The organism is Lacrimispora amygdalina, assembly GCF_003432035.1.
GTDB classification, from domain to species: Bacteria; Bacillota; Clostridia; order Lachnospirales; family Lachnospiraceae; genus Lacrimispora; species Lacrimispora amygdalina.
The window spans coordinates 58,445-79,294 of record NZ_QOHO01000031.1; the positions used below are offsets into that span (position 1 = coordinate 58,445).

General features: G+C 40.3%; 24 protein-coding genes and 1 riboswitch. Of the genes, 21 read left to right on the forward strand and 3 right to left on the reverse strand.

What is annotated here, in order from left to right; all coding sequences use genetic code 11:
* Window positions 1–208 precede the first annotated feature (208 nt).
* From DS742_RS11605 to DS742_RS11625, 5 genes are read left to right on the forward strand one after another with little or no spacing between them, the layout of a single operon-like run.
* Window positions 209–2,074 (forward strand): TIGR03960 family B12-binding radical SAM protein, encoded by a 1,866-nt coding sequence (locus DS742_RS11605; RefSeq protein WP_117417176.1) that lies wholly within the window; start codon window positions 209–211, stop codon window positions 2,072–2,074.
* Complete coding sequence (locus DS742_RS11610; RefSeq protein ID WP_117417177.1) at window positions 2,058–2,768, forward strand: TIGR03936 family radical SAM-associated protein; 711 nt, start codon at window positions 2,058–2,060, stop codon at window positions 2,766–2,768. Before DS742_RS11605 ends, DS742_RS11610 begins: the two co-directional genes overlap by 17 nt.
* On the forward strand, window positions 2,761–3,960 hold the full coding sequence (locus DS742_RS11615; RefSeq protein WP_117417178.1) for a ribonuclease E/G: 1,200 nt from the start codon (window positions 2,761–2,763) through the stop codon (window positions 3,958–3,960). The genes DS742_RS11610 and DS742_RS11615 overlap by 8 nt, the downstream gene beginning before the upstream one ends.
* Window positions 3,957–5,312: a Trk system potassium transporter TrkA gene (gene trkA / locus DS742_RS11620; protein ID WP_117417179.1), complete on the forward strand. Its 1,356-nt coding sequence runs from the start codon at window positions 3,957–3,959 to the stop codon at window positions 5,310–5,312. Before DS742_RS11615 ends, trkA begins: the two co-directional genes overlap by 4 nt.
* 16 nt (window positions 5,313–5,328) lie before the next feature.
* Window positions 5,329–6,771 (forward strand): TrkH family potassium uptake protein, encoded by a 1,443-nt coding sequence (locus DS742_RS11625; protein WP_117417180.1) that lies wholly within the window; start codon window positions 5,329–5,331, stop codon window positions 6,769–6,771.
* A gap of 92 nt (window positions 6,772–6,863) precedes the next feature.
* On the opposite strand, the gene DS742_RS11630 is transcribed toward DS742_RS11625, so the two are convergent.
* On the reverse strand, window positions 6,864–8,060 hold the full coding sequence (locus DS742_RS11630; RefSeq protein WP_117417181.1) for an MFS transporter: 1,197 nt from the start codon (window positions 8,058–8,060) through the stop codon (window positions 6,864–6,866).
* Between the two features lie 229 nt (window positions 8,061–8,289).
* Here DS742_RS11630 and rplU point away from each other — a divergent pair, with 229 nt between their 5' ends.
* The 8 genes from rplU (at window position 8,290) to rsfS (ending at window position 12,548) form a co-directional block, all read left to right on the forward strand.
* Window positions 8,290–8,598, forward strand: coding sequence for a 50S ribosomal protein L21 (gene rplU / locus DS742_RS11635; protein ID WP_025233053.1), 309 nt, complete (start codon window positions 8,290–8,292; stop codon window positions 8,596–8,598).
* Window positions 8,599–8,600: 2 nt separating this feature from the next.
* The gene (locus tag DS742_RS11640; RefSeq protein ID WP_104436268.1) at window positions 8,601–8,939 is read left to right on the forward strand and encodes a ribosomal-processing cysteine protease Prp; all 339 of its coding nucleotides are present in this window, start codon (window positions 8,601–8,603) and stop codon (window positions 8,937–8,939) included.
* Window positions 8,940–8,942: 3 nt separating this feature from the next.
* On the forward strand, window positions 8,943–9,233 hold the full coding sequence (gene rpmA / locus DS742_RS11645; protein WP_104436269.1) for a 50S ribosomal protein L27: 291 nt from the start codon (window positions 8,943–8,945) through the stop codon (window positions 9,231–9,233).
* A gap of 116 nt (window positions 9,234–9,349) precedes the next feature.
* On the forward strand, window positions 9,350–10,633 hold the full coding sequence (gene obgE / locus DS742_RS11650) for a GTPase ObgE (protein ID WP_117417182.1): 1,284 nt from the start codon (window positions 9,350–9,352) through the stop codon (window positions 10,631–10,633).
* A 13-nt stretch (window positions 10,634–10,646) separates the two neighbouring features.
* The gene (gene yhbY, locus DS742_RS11655) at window positions 10,647–10,943 is read left to right on the forward strand and encodes a ribosome assembly RNA-binding protein YhbY (protein WP_117417183.1); all 297 of its coding nucleotides are present in this window, start codon (window positions 10,647–10,649) and stop codon (window positions 10,941–10,943) included.
* Window positions 10,944–10,978: 35 nt separating this feature from the next.
* Window positions 10,979–11,599, forward strand: coding sequence for a nicotinate-nucleotide adenylyltransferase (gene nadD, locus DS742_RS11660; RefSeq protein ID WP_117417184.1), 621 nt, complete (start codon window positions 10,979–10,981; stop codon window positions 11,597–11,599).
* Window positions 11,596–12,192, forward strand: coding sequence for a bis(5'-nucleosyl)-tetraphosphatase (symmetrical) YqeK (gene yqeK, locus DS742_RS11665; RefSeq protein WP_117417185.1), 597 nt, complete (start codon window positions 11,596–11,598; stop codon window positions 12,190–12,192). The genes nadD and yqeK overlap by 4 nt, the downstream gene beginning before the upstream one ends.
* On the forward strand, window positions 12,189–12,548 hold the full coding sequence (gene rsfS / locus DS742_RS11670) for a ribosome silencing factor (RefSeq protein ID WP_117417186.1): 360 nt from the start codon (window positions 12,189–12,191) through the stop codon (window positions 12,546–12,548). Before yqeK ends, rsfS begins: the two co-directional genes overlap by 4 nt.
* Before the next feature lie 121 nt (window positions 12,549–12,669).
* Here rsfS and lexA read toward each other — a convergent pair whose 3' ends face one another.
* Window positions 12,670–13,290 (reverse strand): transcriptional repressor LexA, encoded by a 621-nt coding sequence (gene lexA, locus DS742_RS11675; RefSeq protein ID WP_117417187.1) that lies wholly within the window; start codon window positions 13,288–13,290, stop codon window positions 12,670–12,672.
* 171 nt (window positions 13,291–13,461) lie between these two features.
* Between lexA and yneA the strand changes: the two genes are divergently transcribed.
* From yneA to DS742_RS11705, 6 genes are all read left to right on the forward strand, one after another.
* Window positions 13,462–13,764 (forward strand): cell division suppressor protein YneA, encoded by a 303-nt coding sequence (gene yneA / locus DS742_RS11680; RefSeq protein ID WP_117417188.1) that lies wholly within the window; start codon window positions 13,462–13,464, stop codon window positions 13,762–13,764.
* Between the two features lie 155 nt (window positions 13,765–13,919).
* Window positions 13,920–14,018: riboswitch (THF riboswitch) on the forward strand.
* A 104-nt stretch (window positions 14,019–14,122) separates the two neighbouring features.
* Window positions 14,123–14,677, forward strand: a complete 555-nt coding sequence (folE, locus tag DS742_RS11685; protein WP_117417189.1) for a GTP cyclohydrolase I FolE — start codon at window positions 14,123–14,125, stop codon at window positions 14,675–14,677.
* Complete coding sequence (locus DS742_RS11690) at window positions 14,677–15,153, forward strand: HD domain-containing protein (protein ID WP_117417190.1); 477 nt, start codon at window positions 14,677–14,679, stop codon at window positions 15,151–15,153. The genes folE and DS742_RS11690 overlap by 1 nt, the downstream gene beginning before the upstream one ends.
* On the forward strand, window positions 15,150–15,968 hold the full coding sequence (gene folP, locus DS742_RS11695; RefSeq protein ID WP_117417191.1) for a dihydropteroate synthase: 819 nt from the start codon (window positions 15,150–15,152) through the stop codon (window positions 15,966–15,968). Before DS742_RS11690 ends, folP begins: the two co-directional genes overlap by 4 nt.
* The gene (gene folK / locus DS742_RS11700; RefSeq protein ID WP_117417192.1) at window positions 15,956–16,762 is read left to right on the forward strand and encodes a 2-amino-4-hydroxy-6-hydroxymethyldihydropteridine diphosphokinase; all 807 of its coding nucleotides are present in this window, start codon (window positions 15,956–15,958) and stop codon (window positions 16,760–16,762) included. The genes folP and folK overlap by 13 nt, the downstream gene beginning before the upstream one ends.
* 78 nt (window positions 16,763–16,840) lie before the next feature.
* On the forward strand, window positions 16,841–18,160 hold the full coding sequence (locus DS742_RS11705; protein ID WP_117417193.1) for a bifunctional folylpolyglutamate synthase/dihydrofolate synthase: 1,320 nt from the start codon (window positions 16,841–16,843) through the stop codon (window positions 18,158–18,160).
* A 57-nt stretch (window positions 18,161–18,217) separates the two neighbouring features.
* Here DS742_RS11705 and DS742_RS11710 read toward each other — a convergent pair whose 3' ends face one another.
* A complete protein-coding gene (locus DS742_RS11710) occupies window positions 18,218–19,273 on the reverse strand; it encodes a tyrosine-type recombinase/integrase (RefSeq protein WP_117417194.1) in 1,056 nt (351 codons plus the stop codon).
* 386 nt (window positions 19,274–19,659) lie between these two features.
* On the opposite strand from DS742_RS11710, the gene DS742_RS11715 reads away from it, so the two are divergent.
* Together DS742_RS11715 and DS742_RS11720 are read left to right on the forward strand one after the other, a co-directional pair.
* A complete protein-coding gene (locus DS742_RS11715) occupies window positions 19,660–20,037 on the forward strand; it encodes a hypothetical protein (protein WP_117417195.1) in 378 nt (125 codons plus the stop codon).
* A 293-nt stretch (window positions 20,038–20,330) separates the two neighbouring features.
* Window positions 20,331–20,819, forward strand: coding sequence for a P-loop NTPase family protein (locus tag DS742_RS11720; RefSeq protein WP_117417196.1), 489 nt, complete (start codon window positions 20,331–20,333; stop codon window positions 20,817–20,819).
* Window positions 20,820–20,850 lie beyond the last annotated feature (31 nt).

Here is a 20,850-nt window from a genome sequence, read left to right on the forward strand (position 1 = left end):
ATTTTAGCGAATCAATGTCTTCTTTACAGTGTATCAAGTTTTTATTCCAAATTCTGCAGTTTTAGTAAATAGTGTTGCTTAATCCTGTAAAGTATTTTATAATTAAACTTTGTGATGATTGTTGGTATAATTATGTTTTACAGTAACTTTTCCAATAACACAGACTCTATAATAATGTGCATCTGGCACAATATAAAAAGGAATAAATATGAAAAAATTAGCTTTATCAGATGAAATACTTTTAAGTATTGAAAAGCCTGCCCGTTATATTGGGAATGAGGTAAACATGGCAAGAAAGGATCCTGATCTGGTAGATATCCGTTTTGGTATGTGTTTTCCGGATGTTTACGAAATTGGAATGTCCCATCTTGGAATGCAGATTTTATATGATATGTTTAACAGAAGAGAAGACATCTACTGTGAACGTATTTTTTCCCCATGGACCGATTTAGACAAAATTATGAGAGAGAAAAAGATCCCTCTTTTTGCATTGGAATCACAGGATCCCATAAAGGAATTTGATTTTATCGGAATTACACTTCAATATGAAATGTGCTATACGAATATTCTGCAGATCCTTGATCTGGGCCAGATTCCCCTTCATGCCTGTGAGAGACAGGAGAGCGACCCGATCATCATCGGAGGAGGTCCCTGTGCTTATAATCCTGAGCCTCTTGCAGAATTTTTCGATATGTTTTATATTGGCGAGGGAGAAACCGTTTATTTTGAACTGATGGACCGCTATAAGGAGAATAAGAAAAATGGCGGCAGCCGCAGAGAATTTCTGGAGATGGCTGCTGAGATTGAAGGAATCTATGTTCCTTCTTTTTATGATGTGTTCTACAATGAGGATGGCACCATCAAAAGCATGGCTCCCAACAATCCCCATGCAAAAGCAACTGTTACGAAACAGCTGGTTGTCAATATGGATGACGCTGCCTACATTGAAAAACCAGTAGTTCCCTTTATAAAAGCAACCCAGGACCGTGTCGTTCTGGAAATCCAGAGAGGCTGCATACGTGGATGCCGTTTCTGCCAGGCTGGCAATGTCTATCGGCCGATGCGGGAACACAGCCTTGCGTATTTAAAAGATTATGCCTATAAGCTGTTAAAAAATACCGGACATGAGGAAATCTCATTAAGTTCCTTAAGCTCCAGTGATTACAGTGAACTGGAAGGCATCGTTAATTTTCTTATAGACGAATTTAAAGGAAAAGGAGTCAACGTCTCCCTTCCGTCTCTTCGAATTGATGCGTTTTCCTTAGATGTTATGAGCAAAGTCCAGGACATCCGTAAGAGCAGTCTGACATTTGCACCTGAGGCAGGATCCCAGAGACTTCGGGATGTAATCAACAAAGGACTGACGGAAGAAATCATCTTAAAAGGCGCAAGTGAAGCCTTTAAGGGCGGCTGGAACCGGGTTAAACTATATTTCATGCTGGGTCTTCCTACGGAAACAGTAGAAGATATGGAAGGAATTGCAGAGCTATCGGAGAAAGTGGCGGAAGTTTACTATGAGATTCCCAAAGACCAGAGAAACGGAAAGGTCCAGGTCATTGCCAGTTCTTCCTTTTTTGTACCAAAGCCATTCACTCCGTTTCAGTGGGCAAGAATGTGCACAAAGGATGAATTTTTACAGAGAGCTTATCTAGTGAAAGATAAGTTCCGCACAATGCTCAATCAGAAAAGCCTAAAATACAATTATCATGAGGCAGATTTAACAGTACTGGAAGGTGTTCTTGCAAGAGGCGACAGAAAAATATCGGCTCTGATTGAAGAAGTTTACAAAAACGGGGCTCTCTATGATTCATGGTCTGAGCATTTTAAAAATGATGTGTGGATGAAAGCCTTTGAAACCTGCGGACTGGATCCTGATTTCTATACAGTCAGGGAAAGATGCTTAGATGAGATATTCCCCTGGGATTTTATCAATGCAGGGGTATCAAAAGAATTTTTAAAGAGAGAATGGCAGAATGCCATTGGAGAGAAAGTCACCCCCAACTGCCGCATGCAGTGTATTGGCTGTGGTGCCAAGAGTTTTAAAGGAGGTGTCTGCTATGAAGGTCAGAATTAAATTTACCAAACAGGGACCTGTTAAGTTTATCGGTCATCTTGATGTGATGCGCTATTTTCAGAAGGCCATGAGAAGAGCGGACGTAGATATTAAATACAGCGAAGGTTTCAGCCCTCATCAGGTTATGTCCTTTGCAGCTCCTCTTGGAGTTGGCCTTACCAGCAACGGGGAATACATGGATATCGAAGTCAACTCCATGGCAGACTGCAATACCCTGATGAATCAGTTAAATGACGTCATGGCGGAAGGGATAAAAATTACCGAATGCCATCGTCTGAATGATAATGCAAAGAATGCCATGTCTCTGGTTGCTGCCGCAGACTACACAGTAACCTTCCGGGAAGGGAAGGAACCTGAAGACAGAAAGGGATTTTTTGACGGCCTTCTTGCATTTAAAGATCAGGAACATATCCTGATCACCAAAAAGTCAAAAAAGGGAGAGAGGGAAGTAGATTTAAAGAATTACATCTACCAGCTTTCCGTATGTGACAATAAAATTTTTATGAAAATATCAGCAGGAAGCGCAGATAATTTAAAACCCGAACTGGTCATGGAAGCCTATGACCAGTGGAGAGGGGAAGCCAGTCCTGAATTTGCATTTTGTATCCAGAGAGAAGAAGTCTACGGGAATACAGGTGATGAAGCGAATCCTGTTCTTGTCCCTCTGGGACTCATAGGAGAATCCGTTGAATAAATTGATCATAACCAGATGGAATGGGTGTGTTCTTACACTCCTGCAGTCCGGCAAGGAAACCCTGCAGATTGACATTGAACCGGAAGAAAACCATTCTTTCTTAGGAAACATCTATATTGGCAAAGTAAATAATATTGTAAAAAACATCAATGCTGCATTTGTTGATATTGGAAATGGACAAATGGGGTATTTAAGTCTTACGGATTCAACCGTCCATTTCGCCGATGGGCGGCCGTTTGACGGAAAGCTGCGCCAGGGGGATGAAGTTCTCGTTCAGGTGGAACGGGATGCAGTAAAGACAAAAGCACCTGTTCTGACAGGGAACTTAAATATAACTGGCAGATATTTCGTTCTCACTTCCGGAAAGAAGCAGATTGGTTTTTCCGGTAAAATCCAGGACTCCGGGTGGAAACAGCAAATGAAAGAGTATCTGGAGGGTATAAAAGGAAACTGGGGAATCATTGTCAGAACAAACGCTTATAACGCGCCTGTGGAATCCTTAAAAGAGGAATTGGATCAGTTAAAGGAACGGCTGACCGGCATCCTTACTCATGCCGGTCACAGAACCTGTTATAGTTTATTATACAGTTCCACGCCTTCCTATTTAAACGGTCTGCGCGACAGCTTTCAGTCTTCTCTGGAATCAGTAATTACCGATGAACAGGATATTTACGGCGCAGTAAAAGAATATTTAAATGAACATCAGAAGGAAGACCTGCATCTGCTGGCTTATTACGAAGATCCTCTGCTTCCGTTAAAAAAACTGTACCGGATTGAAAAGACCATGAATGAAGCCCTTGGAAAAAAAGTATGGATGAAATCCGGAGGCTATCTGGTCATTGAACCTACCGAAGCCCTGGTGGTAATTGATGTAAATACCGGCAAATATTCGGGCAAAAAGGCGCTTCGGGAAACGATCATGAAAATTAATCTGGAAGCTGCAGAAGAAATCGGGCATCAGATCAGGCTTAGAAATTTATCCGGCATTATTATTATTGATTTTATTGACATGGATAAAGAGGAGGATAAAAAACTTCTTCTAAAGCGTCTGGAAGAAATTGTTTCAAGAGATCCGGTTAAAACCGCAGTCGTTGAAATAACGAAATTGAATCTCGTTGAAATAACAAGAAAAAAAATCAGAAAGCCCCTTTACGAGCAGGCGTTACAGATGAAGGAGAAGATTTCATTATGAAAATCATTATAGTGGGTTGCGGAAAAGTTGGAACAACCCTGGCAGAACAGTTAAACAAAGAAAACCATGATATCATCGTTATCGATAAGAATGCAGGTGTAGTGAATTCTATTTCAGAAAGAATTGATGTCATGGGAGTGGTAGGAAACGGTGCGGTAAATAAGGTTCAGATGGAAGCAGGGATCGAAGATACCGATCTTTTGATAGCAACCACAAACTCTGATGAGCTGAATATGCTTTGCTGTCTGATTGCAAAAAAAGCGGGTAACTGCCACACCATTGCCAGAATCCGAAACCCGGAGTATGATTCTCAGATCAGCTATATCCGTGAAGAATTAGGCCTTTCTCTGGCCATTAATCCTGAAATGGCGGCTGCCATGGAGATTTCCAGACTGCTGCGTTTTCCATCTGCCATTAAGATTGATACATTTGCAAAAGGGAAAAAAGAAATATTAAAATTTATTGTTCCGGAGCATTCCGTTCTTAATGACATGAAGGTCAGGGATGTTTTAAAAAGGCTTAACTGCAATGTCCTTATCTGCGCCATCGAGCACAACAGCGAGGTCGTTATACCCAGCGGAGATTCCGTTATAAAAGCAGGAGATAAGATATCCTTCATTGCGTCTCCCGTTGAATCCAATGAATTTTTCAGGCAGGTTGGCATTGACAATACGATTATTAAAACTGCCATGCTGGTAGGCGGCGGAAAAATCACATACTACGTAGCCAAGATGCTGGAAAACACCAAAATTAAAGTTAAAATTCTGGAACAGAATGCACAGCGCTGCAACGAACTCAGTGAATTGCTTCCAAAAGCCATGGTGATTCACGGCGATGCCTCTGATCAGGAACTGCTTTTACAGGAAGGAATCGGACAAACTGATGCATTTGCCTCCCTCACCGGTTTCGATGAGGAAAATATTATGCTGTCTCTTTATGCAGCCAGCCAGTCAAAGGCCAAACTGATTACAAAAATAAACAGAATTGCATTTGAAAATGTCATAGACTCCATGAATCTGGGAAGTATTATTTATCCAAAACTGATTACAGCCGAAACGATACTTCAGTATGTCCGTGCCATGCAGAATTCTATGGGAAGCAATGTGGAGACACTTTATAAAATCGTAGCGGACCGTGCTGAAGCTCTGGAGTTTAAGGTGGTTAATGAACCCTGTATTGTGGGGATTCCATTAGAAAAGCTGGAACTGAAAGAGAATCTGCTTATAGCCTATATCATGCGCAAAGGACGCTTTATCAGTCCTCGCGGAAAGGACATCTTGGAAGAGGGGGACCGGGTTATTGTTGTAACTACGGTAACCGGTCTCAATGATTTGAAAGATATACTAAGGTAGAAAAGGCGACATAGCTATGAATAAAAAAATTATCATTTATGTTTTAGGCTGGATCTTAAACATGGAAGCTTTATTTATGCTTCCCCCCTGTGTTGTTGCTTTGATTTACAGCGAAGCAAGCGGCATCTGGTTTCTCGCCGTATCGCTGGTATGCGGAGGAATCGGTTTCTTATGTACCCGTAAAAAGCCCTCCAATATGGTCTTTTTTGCAAAGGAGGGATTTGTTTCAGTCGCATTAAGCTGGATCGTTCTCAGCTTTTTCGGAGCCCTTCCCTTTTATCTCAGCAGAGAAATTCCTTTGTTTGAGGATGCCATGTTTGAGGTTATATCCGGATTTACCACAACTGGTGCGAGCATCCTACCTGATGTAGAAGTGCTCTCCAAATGTATGCTTTTTTGGCGAAGTTTCACTCACTGGATCGGAGGGATGGGGGTTCTTGTATTTATTCTGTCCATTCTGCCTCTCGCAGGCGGCTACAATATGTATATCATGAAAGCGGAAAGCCCGGGGCCGTCCGTCGGCAAGCTGGTTCCAAGAGTCCGGACGACTGCAAAGATTCTATATGGTATTTACCTGTTTATGACAGCATTGGAAGTGGTTCTTCTTATGATTGGCGGCATGTCGTTATTTGATTCCCTGACCATCAGCTTCGGAACAGCCGGTACCGGTGGATTTGGTATTAAAAATAACAGTATGGCATTCTATGACAGTTATTATTTACAGGGAATTGTTACAGTATTTATGATTCTCTTTGGAGTAAACTTTAATGTGTATTATCTCTTTTTAACCCGCCATCCCAAAGAGGCCTTTTATAGCGAAGAAGCCAGAGCCTATTTAGGAATCATCGGTATCTCCATATTGCTGATTACAGTCAATATTTATCGGGGGTTCGGAAGTGTTTTTGCTGCATTTCATCATGCTGCATTTCAGGTGGCGTCGATTATTACAACTACAGGCTATTCCACTGTGGATTTTGATTTATGGCCTGAATTTTCCAAGGGAATTCTGGTTGTGCTTATGTTTATCGGAGCCTGCGCCGGCAGTACAGGCGGAGGTATCAAAGTTTCAAGAGTTGTCATATTATTAAAAGCTGTTAAAAAAGAGCTTGATTCTCTCATTCATCCCAGAAGCGTAAAGGTGCTGAAGCTGGAGGGAAAGCCCATTGAGCATCAGGTGATGAGGTCGATTAACACGTTCCTGGGTGCCTACATAGTCATTTTTATCTGTTCTGTTTTAATTGTCAGTCTTGATAATTTTGATTTCACAACAAATTTCACAGCCATTGCAGCGACCTTTAATAATATCGGTCCTGGTCTGGCAGGTGCAGGACCAGCCAAAAACTTCTCCCTGTTTTCCCCATTGTCCAAGTATATTATGATGTTTGATATGCTGGCCGGACGACTGGAGATATTTCCCATGCTTCTTTTATTTGCACCATCCACATGGAAAAAAAGTTAAGTATATAAAAAATCCCCCGGAATGTTTACTCTATTTTATAAACGAGAGATAACATTCCGGGGGATTTTTATACTTCCTGCCGGAGCGGATAATCAGACTGCTTTTTTCTGATGCCACACTTTGAAATTGACAGCTGAAAGAATAATAACAAATGCCACGTTAAATACCAGAATACTGATTGCTGCAACAATCCCCACACGGTCAGCCACACCGCCTACGATCTGAGGGGTGATAATTCCACCCATGGCAGATATCGCAGTGAGAAGAGACATTCCAAAGGTAGATCCCTGGATCAAAGGTCCTGCGTTCGCAATACAGGTAGGATAAATTCCCGACAGGAAAAAGCCGAGTCCCAGAAGAGAAGCTGTTACCAGAGGTAAGCTGTTTACTTTTATTAAAATAAAAAAGCAGACAGCACTTCCGATCGAATTGATCAGTAAAATCGTGCTTCTATGTATTTTCTTTGACATGGCAGCACAGATTAAACGGCCGCCCATTATAACCAGCCAGGTAAGAGAAACGAGGGTTGTAGCGAATTCAGCGCTCATAACACCTGTATTCTGAAGATAAGTGACAAACCAGCCGTTAATACAGTTTTCAACTCCAAGGTAAAAAAACAAAATAAAGGCAATGCAGTAAAATGCAAAGGAACGAAGAAATCCCTTATTTCCGGATGCAGTACTGTTTAAGCTGTTTTTCCGCTTTTCAATTGCTTTCTGAGCTTCATTGATTAAATCATAATTCATGGTTCCGTATGAGATTGCGGATATAATAGTAAGAACAACGATCATATAGAGCGTCACTCTCCAGCCAAATCCCAGTTTCATCATCATCGCTGTAAGCAGGGGAGCAAGAAATGCCCCGATTGCAAATGAGCAATGAAGAATATTCAGCTTTCCGGTTGCGGTATCACCATAAATATCATTGACTGCCGCATTATTTAAAATTGTAATGCATCCCCTTGTAAAGCCATACAGCAGTATAACTGCGTACATAACGGGGAGAGGAGGTAAAAGGCTTAATACCAGCAGAGACGATGGAACAAAAAGAGTGACCAGGATAATGGATCTCTTTTTTCCCATAAGCGGAACCATAACAGGGAAAATGAAGCTGGAAGAAAGATTCCCGATGGCCATAACTGATAAAAGCCCTCCGGCTGCAAGAAAGCTGATTCCTGCCTCCTTTATAATGGATGGAAGTATGGCTCCTATCACTAAAACAGCCATACCGCTGACTGCATATCCGTAGCAGCAACGGATAAAAATTGAACTTCTTGGATCTGATTTCATTGGTATTACCCCCTTTTATGATCAAACATTGACCATTATACTAAGAGATATGGAAAAATACAAGGATAAGTCATAAAAACGCTGTTTTTTCTGATTATTTTCCATAAAAAAATATTGACATAACAGTTAAGGAATGCTATATTTATACAGTATGCCGCACAATGAGGTTAGAAAGTTTCTGTTTTACAGAACACCACAGTTGGCGAGTAATGATAATAGGAGGTGCCATATGTACGCGATTATTGCAACAGGTGGTAAGCAGTACAAAGTAGCGGAAGGCGATATCATTAAAGTTGAAAAGCTTGGTGTTGACGCTGGTGAAGCTGTCACATTTGACCAGGTACTTGTTGTAAACAATGGTGAATTAGCAGTAGGCTGCCCGACCGTAGCAGGTGCTACCGTAACAGGTACAGTTGTAAAGGAAGGCAAAGCTAAGAAAGTTATTGTTTACAAGTATAAGAGAAAATCTGGATACCATAAGAAGAATGGTCACAGACAGTCTTATACTCAGGTTAAGATCGAAAAGATCAATGCTTAATCATGATAAGAGTAACCGTATTTGTTGATTCAGAACAACGTTATACAGGAATTGATATGTTAGGACATGCAGGTTTAGCTGATGATCATCAGGATGGACAGGAACTGGTCTGTTCAGCTGTTTCAGCTCTGACTTTTAATATGGCCAACAGTGTGGAGCAATTCACAGAGGATTCTTTTGAAGTGAATCAGGAAGAAAAGACAGGATCTTTTCAGTTTCGGTTTACCTCTGACATAAGTTCCGGGTCGCAGCTCCTTATGAATTCTCTGGTATTCGGATTACAGGATATTGAGGAAGAATATGGAGAACCATATATTAAAATCCGATTTAAGGAGGTGTAAGTGATGTTAAAGATGAACCTTCAATTTTTCGCTCATAAAAAGGGTGTTGGTTCTACAAAGAACGGCAGAGATTCCGAGTCTAAGAGATTAGGTGCTAAAAGAGCTGATGGTCAGTTCGTATTAGCTGGTAATATTCTTTACAGACAGCGTGGAACTCACATTCATCCAGGCATCAACGTAGGCCGCGGCGGTGATGATACATTATTCGCTTTAGTGGATGGCGTTGTGAAATTTGAGAGAAAAGGCAGAGACAAAAAGCAGGTTTCTGTTTATCCAAAAGCAATTAACGAATAATTGGACCGGCTTCATACCTTGACGTATGGAGCCGTTTTTTACGATACGCCCATTTGTCTGAATATCGGATAATGGGATTGCGTTTTTTTATCATAAGAAAGGAAACAGGTGAATGAATGTTTGCCGATAGAGCAAAAATATATATAAGATCCGGAAAGGGCGGCGACGGCCATGTCAGCTTCCGGAGAGAACTTTATGTTCCCTGCGGCGGTCCTGACGGCGGCGACGGCGGCAGAGGCGGTAATATTATTTTTGAAGTGGATGAAGGGCTTAATACTTTAAGTGACTTCAGACACATTCATAAGTATACTGCACAGGATGGAGAACCGGGCGGTAAGCGCAGATGCCATGGAAAAGATGGCAGCGACTTAATCATAAAAGTTCCGGAAGGTACTGTTTTAAAAGATTTTGAATCAGGAAAAGTCATTGCCGATATGTCCGGAGAAAATCGCCGTGAAGTTATTTTAAAAGGCGGCAGAGGCGGACAGGGCAACATGAATTTTGCAACCCCTACCATGCAGGCTCCAAAATACGCACAGCCGGGACAACCAGCTCAGGAACTCTGGGTTCAGATGGAATTAAAAGTAATCGCCGATGTAGGCCTGGTTGGATTTCCCAATGTAGGAAAATCAACCCTTTTATCAAGAGTCAGCAATGCAAGACCTAAAATTGCCAATTACCACTTCACTACATTAAACCCGCACTTAGGCGTTGTTGATATAGATGGAGGAAAAGGATTTGTCATGGCAGATATCCCCGGACTGATTGAGGGGGCTTCTGAAGGCATAGGGCTTGGACATGATTTTCTTCGCCATATTGAGCGGACAAGAGTGCTGGTTCATGTTGTTGATGCTGCATCAACGGAAGGCCGTGATCCGATCGCTGACATCAAAGCCATTAATAAAGAGCTGGAAGCCTATAATCCGGATCTGATAAAGCGTCCCCAGATTATAGCTGCTAACAAGATTGATGCCATTTATGAAGACGGTGAGAGTCCGATTGATAAACTGAAAGCTGAATTTGAACCCCAGGGTATCAAGGTTTATCCGATCTCTGCTGTCAGCGGCCAGGGTATTAAGGAACTCCTGTATGCAGTGTATGATCTGCTTAAAACAGTTAATTTAAGTCCTTTGGTCTTTGAAAAGGAATTTGACTTAACGAGTCTGTCAGGCGTATTGCTGCCTTACTCAGTGGAAGTAACAGAAGACGGAGTCTATGTAGTAGAAGGACCTCGTATTGAAAAAATGCTTGGTTATACCAATCTGGAATCAGAAAAGGGCTTCAGCTTCTTCCAGAAGTTCTTAAAAGACAACGGTATATTGGAAGAACTGGAAAATGCCGGCATAGAAGAAGGCGATACGGTCCGCATGTATGGTCTTGAATTTGACTATTACAAGTAACAAGGAGAATAATATGACAAGTAAGCAGAGATCCTATTTAAAGGGACTGGCGATGAATATAGATCCGATCTTTCAGATCGGCAAATCCAGCTTAACTCCTGAGATCACAAATGCGATCGCAGAAGCATTAGAAGCAAGAGAATTAATCAAAATAACCATTTTAAAAAATTGTGCAGATGATGGAACCAGCGTCGCTTCAATACTGTCTGAACGGACCCATTCTGAAGTAGTTCAGGTAATTGGAAGAAAAATTGTCCTTTATAAGCAGGCAAAAGACGAAACAAAAAGAAAAATTGTTCTTCCTAAATAAAGAAGCCTGATTGTTGGGCCAGGGAGTCGATAATTATGGGTAATATAGGGATTATGGGCGGAACATTCGATCCGATCCACAATGGTCATCTGATGCTGGGAGAGCAGGCATATCAGGAATATCAGCTGGATGAGGTATGGTTTATGCCCTCCGGACATCCGCCTCACAAAAATGACCGGCATATAACAAATCCTGAAATCCGCCTTGCGATGACGAAACTTGCCATTCAAGGAAAATCAGGACTGGTCTGTTCTGATTTTGAAGTGAGAAGAAACGGAAGTACCTATACCGCTCAGACCTTAAGACTGCTGCGTAAAGCATATCCACAGCATCAATTCTTTTTTATCATAGGAGCTGATTCGCTTTATGAAATTGAGAACTGGTATGAACCGGATCAGGTTCTGTCTCAGGCTGTATTTTTAGCTGCGAGGCGGGAATATGAAGATGCGCATCCTTCTATGGAGCAGCAGATTGCCTACCTCTATAACAAATACAACGCAGATATTCGTATTCTTCATTGTGAAGAGATGGATATTTCTTCCGCCATGCTGCGGGAACGAATTGCAAAAGGTCTTTCTGTTTCGGAATATGTACCCCAGGAGGTACTGTTATATATTAACGATCAAGGCTTATATCAGGAGAAGGATAAAGCATGATAGATGTTATAATGGAATTGAGAAATGATTTAAAGGAAAAACTGAATCCTTTAAGATATGAACACACCTTAAGTGTTTCTTTTATCTGTACCGCATTGGCTATGCGTTACGGTTGTAATTTAGATCAGGCAGAGCTTGCGGGTCTGCTGCACGATTGTGCAAAGCATTACGGAAACGAAGACATTATAAAAAAGTGCCGGAAACAGAATATTCTACTAACTGATGATGAACTTAAGGCCCCAGTCGTGCTGCATGCCAAATATGGGGCATGGCTGGCGGAGCATAAATATAATGTTACTGACCAGAAGGTTTTAAATGCCGTACGGTGGCATACAACAGGTAGACCAGAGATGTCCCTGCTTGAAAAAATCGTATTTACGGCAGATTATATTGAACCAAGACGGGAGAGAGCGCCGGATCTGCTTCATATTCGTTCTCTTGCATTTACAGATTTGGATGAATGTGTTTATCAGATTCTTAAGAATACTCTTGAATATCTGGAAAGCAAAGGAAGTTTTGTGGATTCTGTTTCTAACCAGGCATATGCTTATTATAAACAGGTTCACAACGAAAAGAAGGGAGAAACAAAATGAATCAATCCATGGATATGGTAAAAACTGCTTATGCAGCTTTATCTGATAAAAAAGGCGAGGATGTCAGCATCATAGATATTCGAAACGTCTCAGTTCTTGCAGATTATTTTATTATTGCCAGCGGTACGAATTCCAATCAGGTACAGGCAATGGTAGACAACGTTGAAGAGGAACTGGGTAAAAAGGGTTATATATGCAAGCAGGTGGAAGGCTACCAGACAGCCAATTGGATTCTTATGGATTATGGCGATATTATCGTGCACGTATTTGACAAAGAAAACCGTCTTTTCTATGATCTGGAAAGAATCTGGAGAGATGGAAAGATAATCGCCGTAGAAGATTTAGATGCAAAATAAATTTAAGATATAATGAGATTGCAGATGAACGGCTTAACAATTATTTTTATTGTGAGCCGTTTTTTATTTTTATAAGCTTGAAGTTGACATAAATTAATTATGTCAACTTCAAGCTTTGTTTTTAATGAATCCCCAAACGGAACAAACCAATCACTTTTCCAAGAATCTCAACATGATCTACAATAATAGGATCCATAGAATCATTCTCAGGCTGAAGACGATAATGGCCGTTTTCTTTAAAAAACCTCTTTACCGTAGCGGAGTCATCTACAAGAGCTACAACAATCTCTCCATTCTGAGCAGTAGGACAGTGTTCCACAATAATCTGATCCCCTTCCAAAATACCTGCATTAATCATGGAATTGCCCCTGACCTTCAACATGAACGTCTCTGCGTTTGGCAGAAGATCGGAGGGTATTGGATAATAATTTTCAATATTCTCTTCCGCATATAAAGGCTGCCCGGCAGCAACGGTTCCCAGTATGGGAACGTTCACGACTTCCCTGCGGGTAAGGTTAAAGCAGTCATCAATAATCTCAATCGTGCGGGGCTTAGTCGGATCTCTTCTTATATATCCTTTTTCCTCAAGAGTCTCCAAATGAGAGTGTACCGAAGATGTGGATTTAAGATTAACCGCTTCACAGATCTCTCTGACTGCAGGGGGATATCCCTTCTTTAAAATAGTCTCTTTTATATATTCTAAAATTTCCTGCTGTTTGGGTGTAATTTTCTCTTGCGCCATAACACAGCCTCCTCATTCCTATTCATTAAAACTATAGTAACATATGTTCGGGGAAAATGCAAACCTTTGTTCGAAAAAATGCAAAACAGATTGACAAACATATGTTCTTAGTGTTATGATAATTTCAGTGAAAGGAACGTATGTTCTTATATTTGAGGAGGTATGCATATTATGAAACAGTTAATCATGTTAACCCTGGCAGTCCTGCTTGGAGCTCATTTTTGCGGACATTCCCTGATGAATGCATTGGCCGGTGAGGTAGGAACACCACTAATAGAGAAGTATTATACCAGTATAGAGATCAGGAACGGAGACAGCCTTTGGAGTATTGCTGATCAGTATGTTGAGAACAGCGGTATGTCTACCGCTCAGTATGTACAGGAACTAAAGAATATGAACAGATTAAGGGAAGATACCATTCATTCCGGTCAGTATCTGACTGTAGCCTATTTCGTTCAGAGCCAGGATAAGTAACCTGTCTAAGAATTATTCAGAACGTCTGTCCTGTATAACGGGATATCCAATAGAGTCAGTACACGACTATTTAATGCCAAATAATTTATGTTGTATATTTAAAAAGCAGGTGGTATACTTATTTGCAAGTTTAGATACGGTATCACCGTGTCTTTTACAGAGTAGGAATTTATGCGTAAAGTGTTTCCTGAACGGGGAGTTGTCAGGAGAACGAAAGGGTAAGCCCTGCGGTATAAATTTTGCATCCCGCTGTTATTAAAGTTTATATGTTTGCGGGATAGGCTTATTGCCTGTCCTTTTTTTATATAGGCTTCTCTGGCTGCGCTACTCTATTTGTAAAATAGAAAGGAATATATTTATGGTGAATTTACAGAAAGCGGAACAGGCCATTGCCCTTTTGCTGGAAGCAATAGGAGAAGATCCAATGAGGGAGGGGCTTGCAGACACACCTGCGCGTGTGGCAAAAATGTATGAGGAGCTTACTCAGGGTTACGATATGAACGCCTCAGAACTTTTATCGGTTGTATTTCATTCAGATAACAATGACGTGGTATTGGAAAAGGATATTGAATTTCATTCCCTGTGTGAGCATCACCTTGCTCCTTTTTTTGGTAAGGTGCATATTGCCTACATTCCAAACGGCAAAGTAGTGGGATTAAGCAAGCTTGCCAGAGTAACTGAAGTATTTGCCCGTCGCCTGCAGATACAGGAACAGATGACAAACCAGATTGCTGATAGTATCTATACGAGTCTTGACCCATTAGGGGTAATGGTAATTGTGGAAGCCACTCACACCTGCATGACCATGCGAGGGGTGAAAAAAATTGGCACTAAAACAGTAACGGTTGCAACCAGAGGCATACTGAAAGGAGATCTTGCACTGCAAAAAAGCATACAGGATTTAATAAAGTGATGGAAAGAATAAATAAAATTATAAATAGTCAAGAATACATTGATTGGTTATCTAAGATTAATCAATCTGAGAAAAACAGAATTTTTTGTGGACACAGCTTTTCCCATTTATTGGATGTAGCCAGAATTATGTATCTGGAAACTTTGACCAAAGGGTATGATTATTCCCAGGAATTAGTGTATTCGGCAGCATTGCTGCACGACATTGGCAGGAGTATCGAATACAGCGCAGGGGCGGATCACGCCCGGGAAGGAGCAGTAATTGCAAAAAAGCTGCTGGAAGACGCGGGATTTAGCCGGCATGAAGTCGATGAAATTACCCTTGCAATCGCAAATCACAACGCGAAAGACACTTCCCATACACTTTCACAGCTTTTGCAGTTTGCAGATAAAAAAAGCCGTAATTGCTTTTTATGCAGCGCCCAGGCACAGTGCAACTGGAAACAACAGGATAAAAATATGGAGGTCACCCTTTGATTATAGGCAATAAAGTATTTGACACGCAAAACAATGTATATATTGTAGGAATATTAAACGTTACACCAGATTCCTTCTCTGACGGAGGCCAGTATAATGCCTTAGATGATGCCCTGATGAAAGCGCAGGAAATGATCTGTCAAGGTATAGATATTATTGACGTTGGCGGAGAGTCAACTCGTCCTGGGCATACAACAGTATCTTCAGAGCAGGAAATTAGTCGGGTTGCTCCTGTGATTGAAAAGCTGAAGGAAAACTTTGACATTACAATTTCATTGGACAGCTATAAATGGCAGGTTGTCCAGGCCCTAAGCAATAAAATTGATATGGTAAATGATATTTGGGGCCTGCAATATGATGATAAGATGGCACAAGTGGTTGCAACATCCGGTCTGGCTTATTGCCTGATGCACAACCGCCGCAGCAATCAATATAAAAATTTTTCGGAAGAATATTTGTCAGACATCAATGACAGCCTTGAAAAGGCAGAGAAAGCAGGCATAGAAAAAGGAAAAATCATTTTGGATGGAGGTGTGGGCTTCGCCAAGGATTACAATCAAAACCTGCATGTTATTAATAATACCGACCGCCTGTGCAGTCTGGGATATCCTGTTATGATAGCCACCTCACGCAAATCAGTAATTGGACTAACTCTTGAAAAACCTACCGATCAACGACTCTATGGTACACTTGCCACAACTGCCGTTGGTGTTATGAAGGGTGCAAGTTTTGTAAGAGTACATGACATTGAACAAAATCTCGACACTATAAAAATGGTAAAATCTATAATGAAGGAAGATAAATGGATAAAATAACACTGACCGGTATAGAATTTTTTGCTTATCATGGAGTATTGGAAAGTGAAAAGCAACTAGGCCAAATGTTTGCAATTGATTGCGAATTGGTCTTAGACACATCCTTTTGCAATGATGAGATTGAAAAAACAGTAAATTACGGAGACGTAGCGCTCAAGATAAAAAGCTTTGCCTGCAGCAATCGATATGATCTCCTTGAAAGCCTTGCTAACAATCTTGTGTCATATTTAATGTATGAGTACCCTTTAGTTGAGGAGATATCCCTGACTGTACACAAACCGCATGCGCCTATTGCTACAAAATTTTCTGATGTTTCACTTTGCATTACCAGGAAACGGGAAATCTGTTACTTGGCAATCGGTTCTAATTTAGGAGATAGAAAGGCATATCTGGACACTGTAAAAGCGGCAGTTGTACAGGATAAAAACTGTCAGTTTATGGCAATTTCAACTTATACTGAAACTCCGCCCTATGGGGTAACTGATCAACCTTCTTTTTTAAATGCAGTAATCAAGATAAGAACTTTTTATACCCCCAATCAGCTGCTGCAGTTTTGCCAGCGCCTGGAGCATGCTGCAGGTAGGGTTCGACTGCGCCATTGGGGAGAGCGTACCCTGGATATAGACATTCTAATGTACGGAGACAAAATCATTTATACAGAAGATTTGATTGTTCCTCACCCGGAAATGGATATAAGAGATTTTGTTCTTGCACCTTTATGTGAAATCGACCCGCATTTGATACACCCAATTCGCAAAATGAGCGTCAAAAGATTGCTTGCAGCCCTTTCATAATCATTATTAATTTAATGTGGTTCCTTAGGGAGCATATTGACTGGTGTGTTGCACTAACAGAAAGGGGGCGTGTTTTTTATGACTAACATGGTAGATATGTCTGTGATGGACAAGCTGAATTCCATTGCAAAATACGGTATAAATTTAGGTCTTGAGCGTATTGGGAAATTGTTAAACAATATGGGAAATCCGCAGGAGAAGTTAAAATTTATACATGTAGCGGGAACAAATGGCAAAGGATCCACCTGTACTATACTGTCCTGTATTTTAAAAGAGAGCGGTTATAAAACAGGGCTTTTTATCAGTCCTTATATTTTGAATTTTAATGAAACCATGCAGATCAATCATCTGCCTATTCCTTATAATCAGCTGGAAAGCTGTGGGGAATATGTATTTTCCTGTTGGGAGGATTCTTGTGTAGAAGGAGAGTATCCAACACAATTTGAGGTAATTACAGCGATAGCCTTTGAATGGTTTTACCGCAGTGGCTGTGATTTTGTTTGTCTGGAATGTGGCCTTGGGGGAAAAGAGGATTCCACAAATATCATTCCTCCCGCTCTTTTGCAAATTATCACCTCGGTAAGTTTGGACCATATGGGGATTTTGGGAAATACGCTGGAAGAGATAGCGGTGCATAAAGCTGGGATTATAAAAGGGGGGATCACGATATGCTATCCACTGATGCAGCCCGAAGCTATGAATATAATTAAACATAGATGCAACGAAGCACATGGCAGACTGATCGTGCCTTCTCTGCAACATCTTAATGTGATGGAGGACACCTTCCCGGAGAACAGCTTTCTCTATATGGGGCAGCAATACATAAAGTCCATGACTGGCAGGTTTCAGATTTATAATTGTATTACTGCAATAACTGCAGCCTTTACTCTTGCAGAAATGGGATTTTCCATTCAGCAGAGAGCAATAACCGAAGGAGTAAAAAACGCTAAAATACCTGCACGCCAGGAGATAATCAGAACCTCGCCTCTTGTATTATTGGACGGTTGTCATAATCCGGAAGGGGCAAAGGCACTTCAGGATAGTCTGTATAAACTACCCAGTCAACGGCTGACGGTGATAATGGGAGTATTAGCTGATAAAGATTATAATGTTATGGTTAAAGAAATTGCCAGACTTGCTCATCATTTTATAGCTGTTACCCCACATAATCCAAGAGCACTGGCATCTCAAAGTCTTGCAAAGACGGCAAAAACTTATTGCAGTAATGTATACACTTTTGATGAGATACAGCAAGCACTTGATTTTGCCACAGAGATCACTATACCTTCTGACCCCATTTGTGTTTGTGGCTCGCTTTATCTTGCACAGCAAATTCGACCTTTGCTTTTGCGGCAATTTGGTAATGGGGACAGTAAAGTGCCAGGAGGCGTGACATAAGTAGAAAAATTGAAAGATACCTTTCAGGCTGGCTTGCCGTTTCATAATAAGAGTGTATTAATTTTCCCGCAGTTTTACTTTATTTCTAGCACTGCGACGACGTTCGTCTTCCAACGCGGCATAATGTTTTTTTGTGGTATTTACATCAGAGTGCCCCAAAACATCTGCCACTAAATAGATATCACCAGTCTCTTTATAAAGGGAGGTTCCATAGGTGCTGCGTAATTTATGCGGAGTAATCTTTTTTAAAGGTGTCACCAGCCTGGAATATTTTTTAACCAGATTTTCTACACTGCGAACAGCAATTCTCTTTTTCTGCATGGATAAAAAGAGTGCATTCTCATTACCTTCATCAGGAATAATTTGATTTCGTTCTTCCAGATAATCCAGGAGTGCATCCTCAACCTCAGTTCCAAAGTAGACAGTTACCTCTTTTCCTCCCTTTCTATGTATGCGTATGCCTCCATTTTTAAAATCAATGTCATTAAGATCCAAACCTACGCATTCGGAAACACGTATTCCTGTTCCAAGTAAAAGTGTGAGCAGCGCCAGATCCCGAACTTTTGTTTTCTCGTGATAGGCTTTTTGTTTCTCTGTTAAAGATTCTCCTTTTTCTACTTCATCGAGAAGCAGCGCAACTTCATCTATGTCCAAACGTATAATTTCTTTCTCGTGCAGCTTAGGAAGCTGAATTAAAGCAGCCGGATTGTTTTGAAGCCTTTCATTTCGGTAATAATAATTATAGAAGCTTTTCAAGCAGGAGATTTTTCGCATGACTCCACGCTCTTTGTTGGTTATTTCCTGATTTTTATCATTAAACCGGTACTTTAAATACTCCATATATTCCTCTATATCTACAACCTTAAGTGTATTCAAAAAGTCCAATGGGATTTCTTTCATCTCAAGCTTACGAATGACCGGATTTTCCTTTTGCAAAAAGTCAAAAAACACCTTTAAATCATAGGCGTAGGCAATCCTGGTACGGGAAGATGTTCGTGGTTCAATGCCTCGGAAAAAATCACCGCAGAAATGGGGCAGTTCTTTGATCAACTCACGCAGATGCTTTACGTTTTCAATATCTTTTTGTTGATGGTAGGAGAGCGTAGCTTTCATGAATTCACCTCTTGTTTATGTATAAATTATTTTATATATGCCATAGTTTTACTTTATCCGGAATTCTTACATATGAATAATTTGAAATAATAAGATCCCTAATTACAGTAATTGCAATTTGAAACCGCATTTATCAATCGAGCAATAGCATAATAGTAATATAACGGTAATGTTAAATATAAATTAAAGTTGAAGCTTTAGTAAACTGTATAAATTTTATGTGAATGTTATTATTCTATAATTTTTCCACAAAACTATTCGTTAAACTAGACTTTCGCGAATAGTTGAAACCGTCACTTACTCTTAAAACCGCCACGCATAATTATATCATAATTCCAACACCTTTTACAAGTTGTTGGTTTTTTTATATTCGGGAGGAAATTTATATGCAGTTCTACATCGCTACTGCTTCGGATGCAGATTCCGCTGACATAGAATGGGAATCTACGATGCAACGTAAGCAGAAAATAACCATTTTATCATCTTCACAGGTGTTTACTCGTGTTGCAAAACCTCTCCGGGAACAATGTTATGACGTTATGGAATGCCGTACATTCTTCGGACGTTGGACACGGGTAAAATGCTATGATGCGGATGACTATTGCTCTGTTATAGATAATTACAGTCCGGAGAAGAAATTCAAGCTTCCGAAACGTTGGGTACGCTCTTTTATCCAGACTGATGATCTTAGGGAATCCTATGATACGTATGAAAAGGTTCAGCGGTTGTCCAGACAGGGATTTGCCCCAAAAGTGGTACGATAGTTATCTCTGTTGGGGGTCAAATTATTATCCGCTCTTCTGCTCTTCTGGGGGGGCTGTCTGCTCATTCATGGAATATGGTCTAGCGTCAGCGCCCCCGGCGCGACGCTAGACCATTACTTGACAGTATAAACACTTAAGCGTAATTTTTGATAAAAACAGGGGTGAAAATCGTTAAATTAGGATTTGATGAATTACTGTACATTGAGAACTTAATATTGATAGTTGGGGAAATTTAATGTAAAATATCATTATAGATTTTATTCTATTTAATTTTATTAAGAATAGAGGTATTTATGAAAATACTCATATTTGGTAGTGTTGCAAGTGGGAAAACAACGTTAGCAATAAAAATATCGGAAGAATTAAGTATAATCTATTATGAAGGAGATTGTATTGCATGGGGATTTCCTAATGAAAAAAGATATAAACGTTCTGATCAAGAGCAAAAAGAAATCATTGATAAAATAGATGAAAATAGTTCATGGATTATAGAGGGAACTTATAGAGAAAGCCAAAAAATCTTATATGATTTAGCAGATAAAATTATTTTTTTAGACACACCATTGTATATTAGGATATATCGAATAATTTTCAGATTTATAAAGCAAAAAATCGGATATGAAAAAAGTAACTATAAGCCTACCTATGATATGCTAAAGCATATGTTTAAATGGACAAATGATTTTGAAAGAAATCGTAATTTTCATAAAAACAGGCTCATTAAGTATGAAAAAAAGCTTATTTGGATAAAGTCTCCAAACCAGTTAAAGGGAAAAATTTAAATTTTATATTTGTATTCCAAGACCTACTAGC

What these genes read in the sequence shown, in the direction of transcription:
- DS742_RS11625 (WP_117417180.1), top strand. Translation starts at nt 5,329, where the DNA reads ATGAATAAAAAAATTATCATTTATGTTTTAGGCTGGATCTTAAACATG.
- rpmA (WP_104436269.1), top strand. Translation starts at nt 8,943, where the DNA reads ATGTTAAAGATGAACCTTCAATTTTTCGCTCATAAAAAGGGTGTTGGT.
- DS742_RS11690 (WP_117417190.1), top strand. Translation starts at nt 14,677, where the DNA reads ATGGAAAGAATAAATAAAATTATAAATAGTCAAGAATACATTGATTGG.
- folE (WP_117417189.1), top strand. Translation starts at nt 14,123, where the DNA reads ATGGTGAATTTACAGAAAGCGGAACAGGCCATTGCCCTTTTGCTGGAA.
- yhbY (WP_117417183.1), top strand. Translation starts at nt 10,647, where the DNA reads ATGACAAGTAAGCAGAGATCCTATTTAAAGGGACTGGCGATGAATATA.
- DS742_RS11710 (WP_117417194.1), bottom strand. Translation starts at nt 19,273, where the DNA reads ATGAAAGCTACGCTCTCCTACCATCAACAAAAAGATATTGAAAACGTA.
- DS742_RS11720 (WP_117417196.1), top strand. Translation starts at nt 20,331, where the DNA reads ATGAAAATACTCATATTTGGTAGTGTTGCAAGTGGGAAAACAACGTTA.
- DS742_RS11630 (WP_117417181.1), bottom strand. Translation starts at nt 8,060, where the DNA reads ATGAAATCAGATCCAAGAAGTTCAATTTTTATCCGTTGCTGCTACGGA.
- DS742_RS11610 (WP_117417177.1), top strand. Translation starts at nt 2,058, where the DNA reads ATGAAGGTCAGAATTAAATTTACCAAACAGGGACCTGTTAAGTTTATC.
- rplU (WP_025233053.1), top strand. Translation starts at nt 8,290, where the DNA reads ATGTACGCGATTATTGCAACAGGTGGTAAGCAGTACAAAGTAGCGGAA.
- rsfS (WP_117417186.1), top strand. Translation starts at nt 12,189, where the DNA reads ATGAATCAATCCATGGATATGGTAAAAACTGCTTATGCAGCTTTATCT.
- yneA (WP_117417188.1), top strand. Translation starts at nt 13,462, where the DNA reads ATGAAACAGTTAATCATGTTAACCCTGGCAGTCCTGCTTGGAGCTCAT.
- DS742_RS11605 (WP_117417176.1), top strand. Translation starts at nt 209, where the DNA reads ATGAAAAAATTAGCTTTATCAGATGAAATACTTTTAAGTATTGAAAAG.
- nadD (WP_117417184.1), top strand. Translation starts at nt 10,979, where the DNA reads ATGGGTAATATAGGGATTATGGGCGGAACATTCGATCCGATCCACAAT.
- obgE (WP_117417182.1), top strand. Translation starts at nt 9,350, where the DNA reads ATGTTTGCCGATAGAGCAAAAATATATATAAGATCCGGAAAGGGCGGC.
- DS742_RS11640 (WP_104436268.1), top strand. Translation starts at nt 8,601, where the DNA reads ATGATAAGAGTAACCGTATTTGTTGATTCAGAACAACGTTATACAGGA.
- DS742_RS11715 (WP_117417195.1), top strand. Translation starts at nt 19,660, where the DNA reads ATGCAGTTCTACATCGCTACTGCTTCGGATGCAGATTCCGCTGACATA.
- trkA (WP_117417179.1), top strand. Translation starts at nt 3,957, where the DNA reads ATGAAAATCATTATAGTGGGTTGCGGAAAAGTTGGAACAACCCTGGCA.
- yqeK (WP_117417185.1), top strand. Translation starts at nt 11,596, where the DNA reads ATGATAGATGTTATAATGGAATTGAGAAATGATTTAAAGGAAAAACTG.
- lexA (WP_117417187.1), bottom strand. Translation starts at nt 13,290, where the DNA reads ATGGCGCAAGAGAAAATTACACCCAAACAGCAGGAAATTTTAGAATAT.
- folK (WP_117417192.1), top strand. Translation starts at nt 15,956, where the DNA reads ATGGATAAAATAACACTGACCGGTATAGAATTTTTTGCTTATCATGGA.
- DS742_RS11705 (WP_117417193.1), top strand. Translation starts at nt 16,841, where the DNA reads ATGACTAACATGGTAGATATGTCTGTGATGGACAAGCTGAATTCCATT.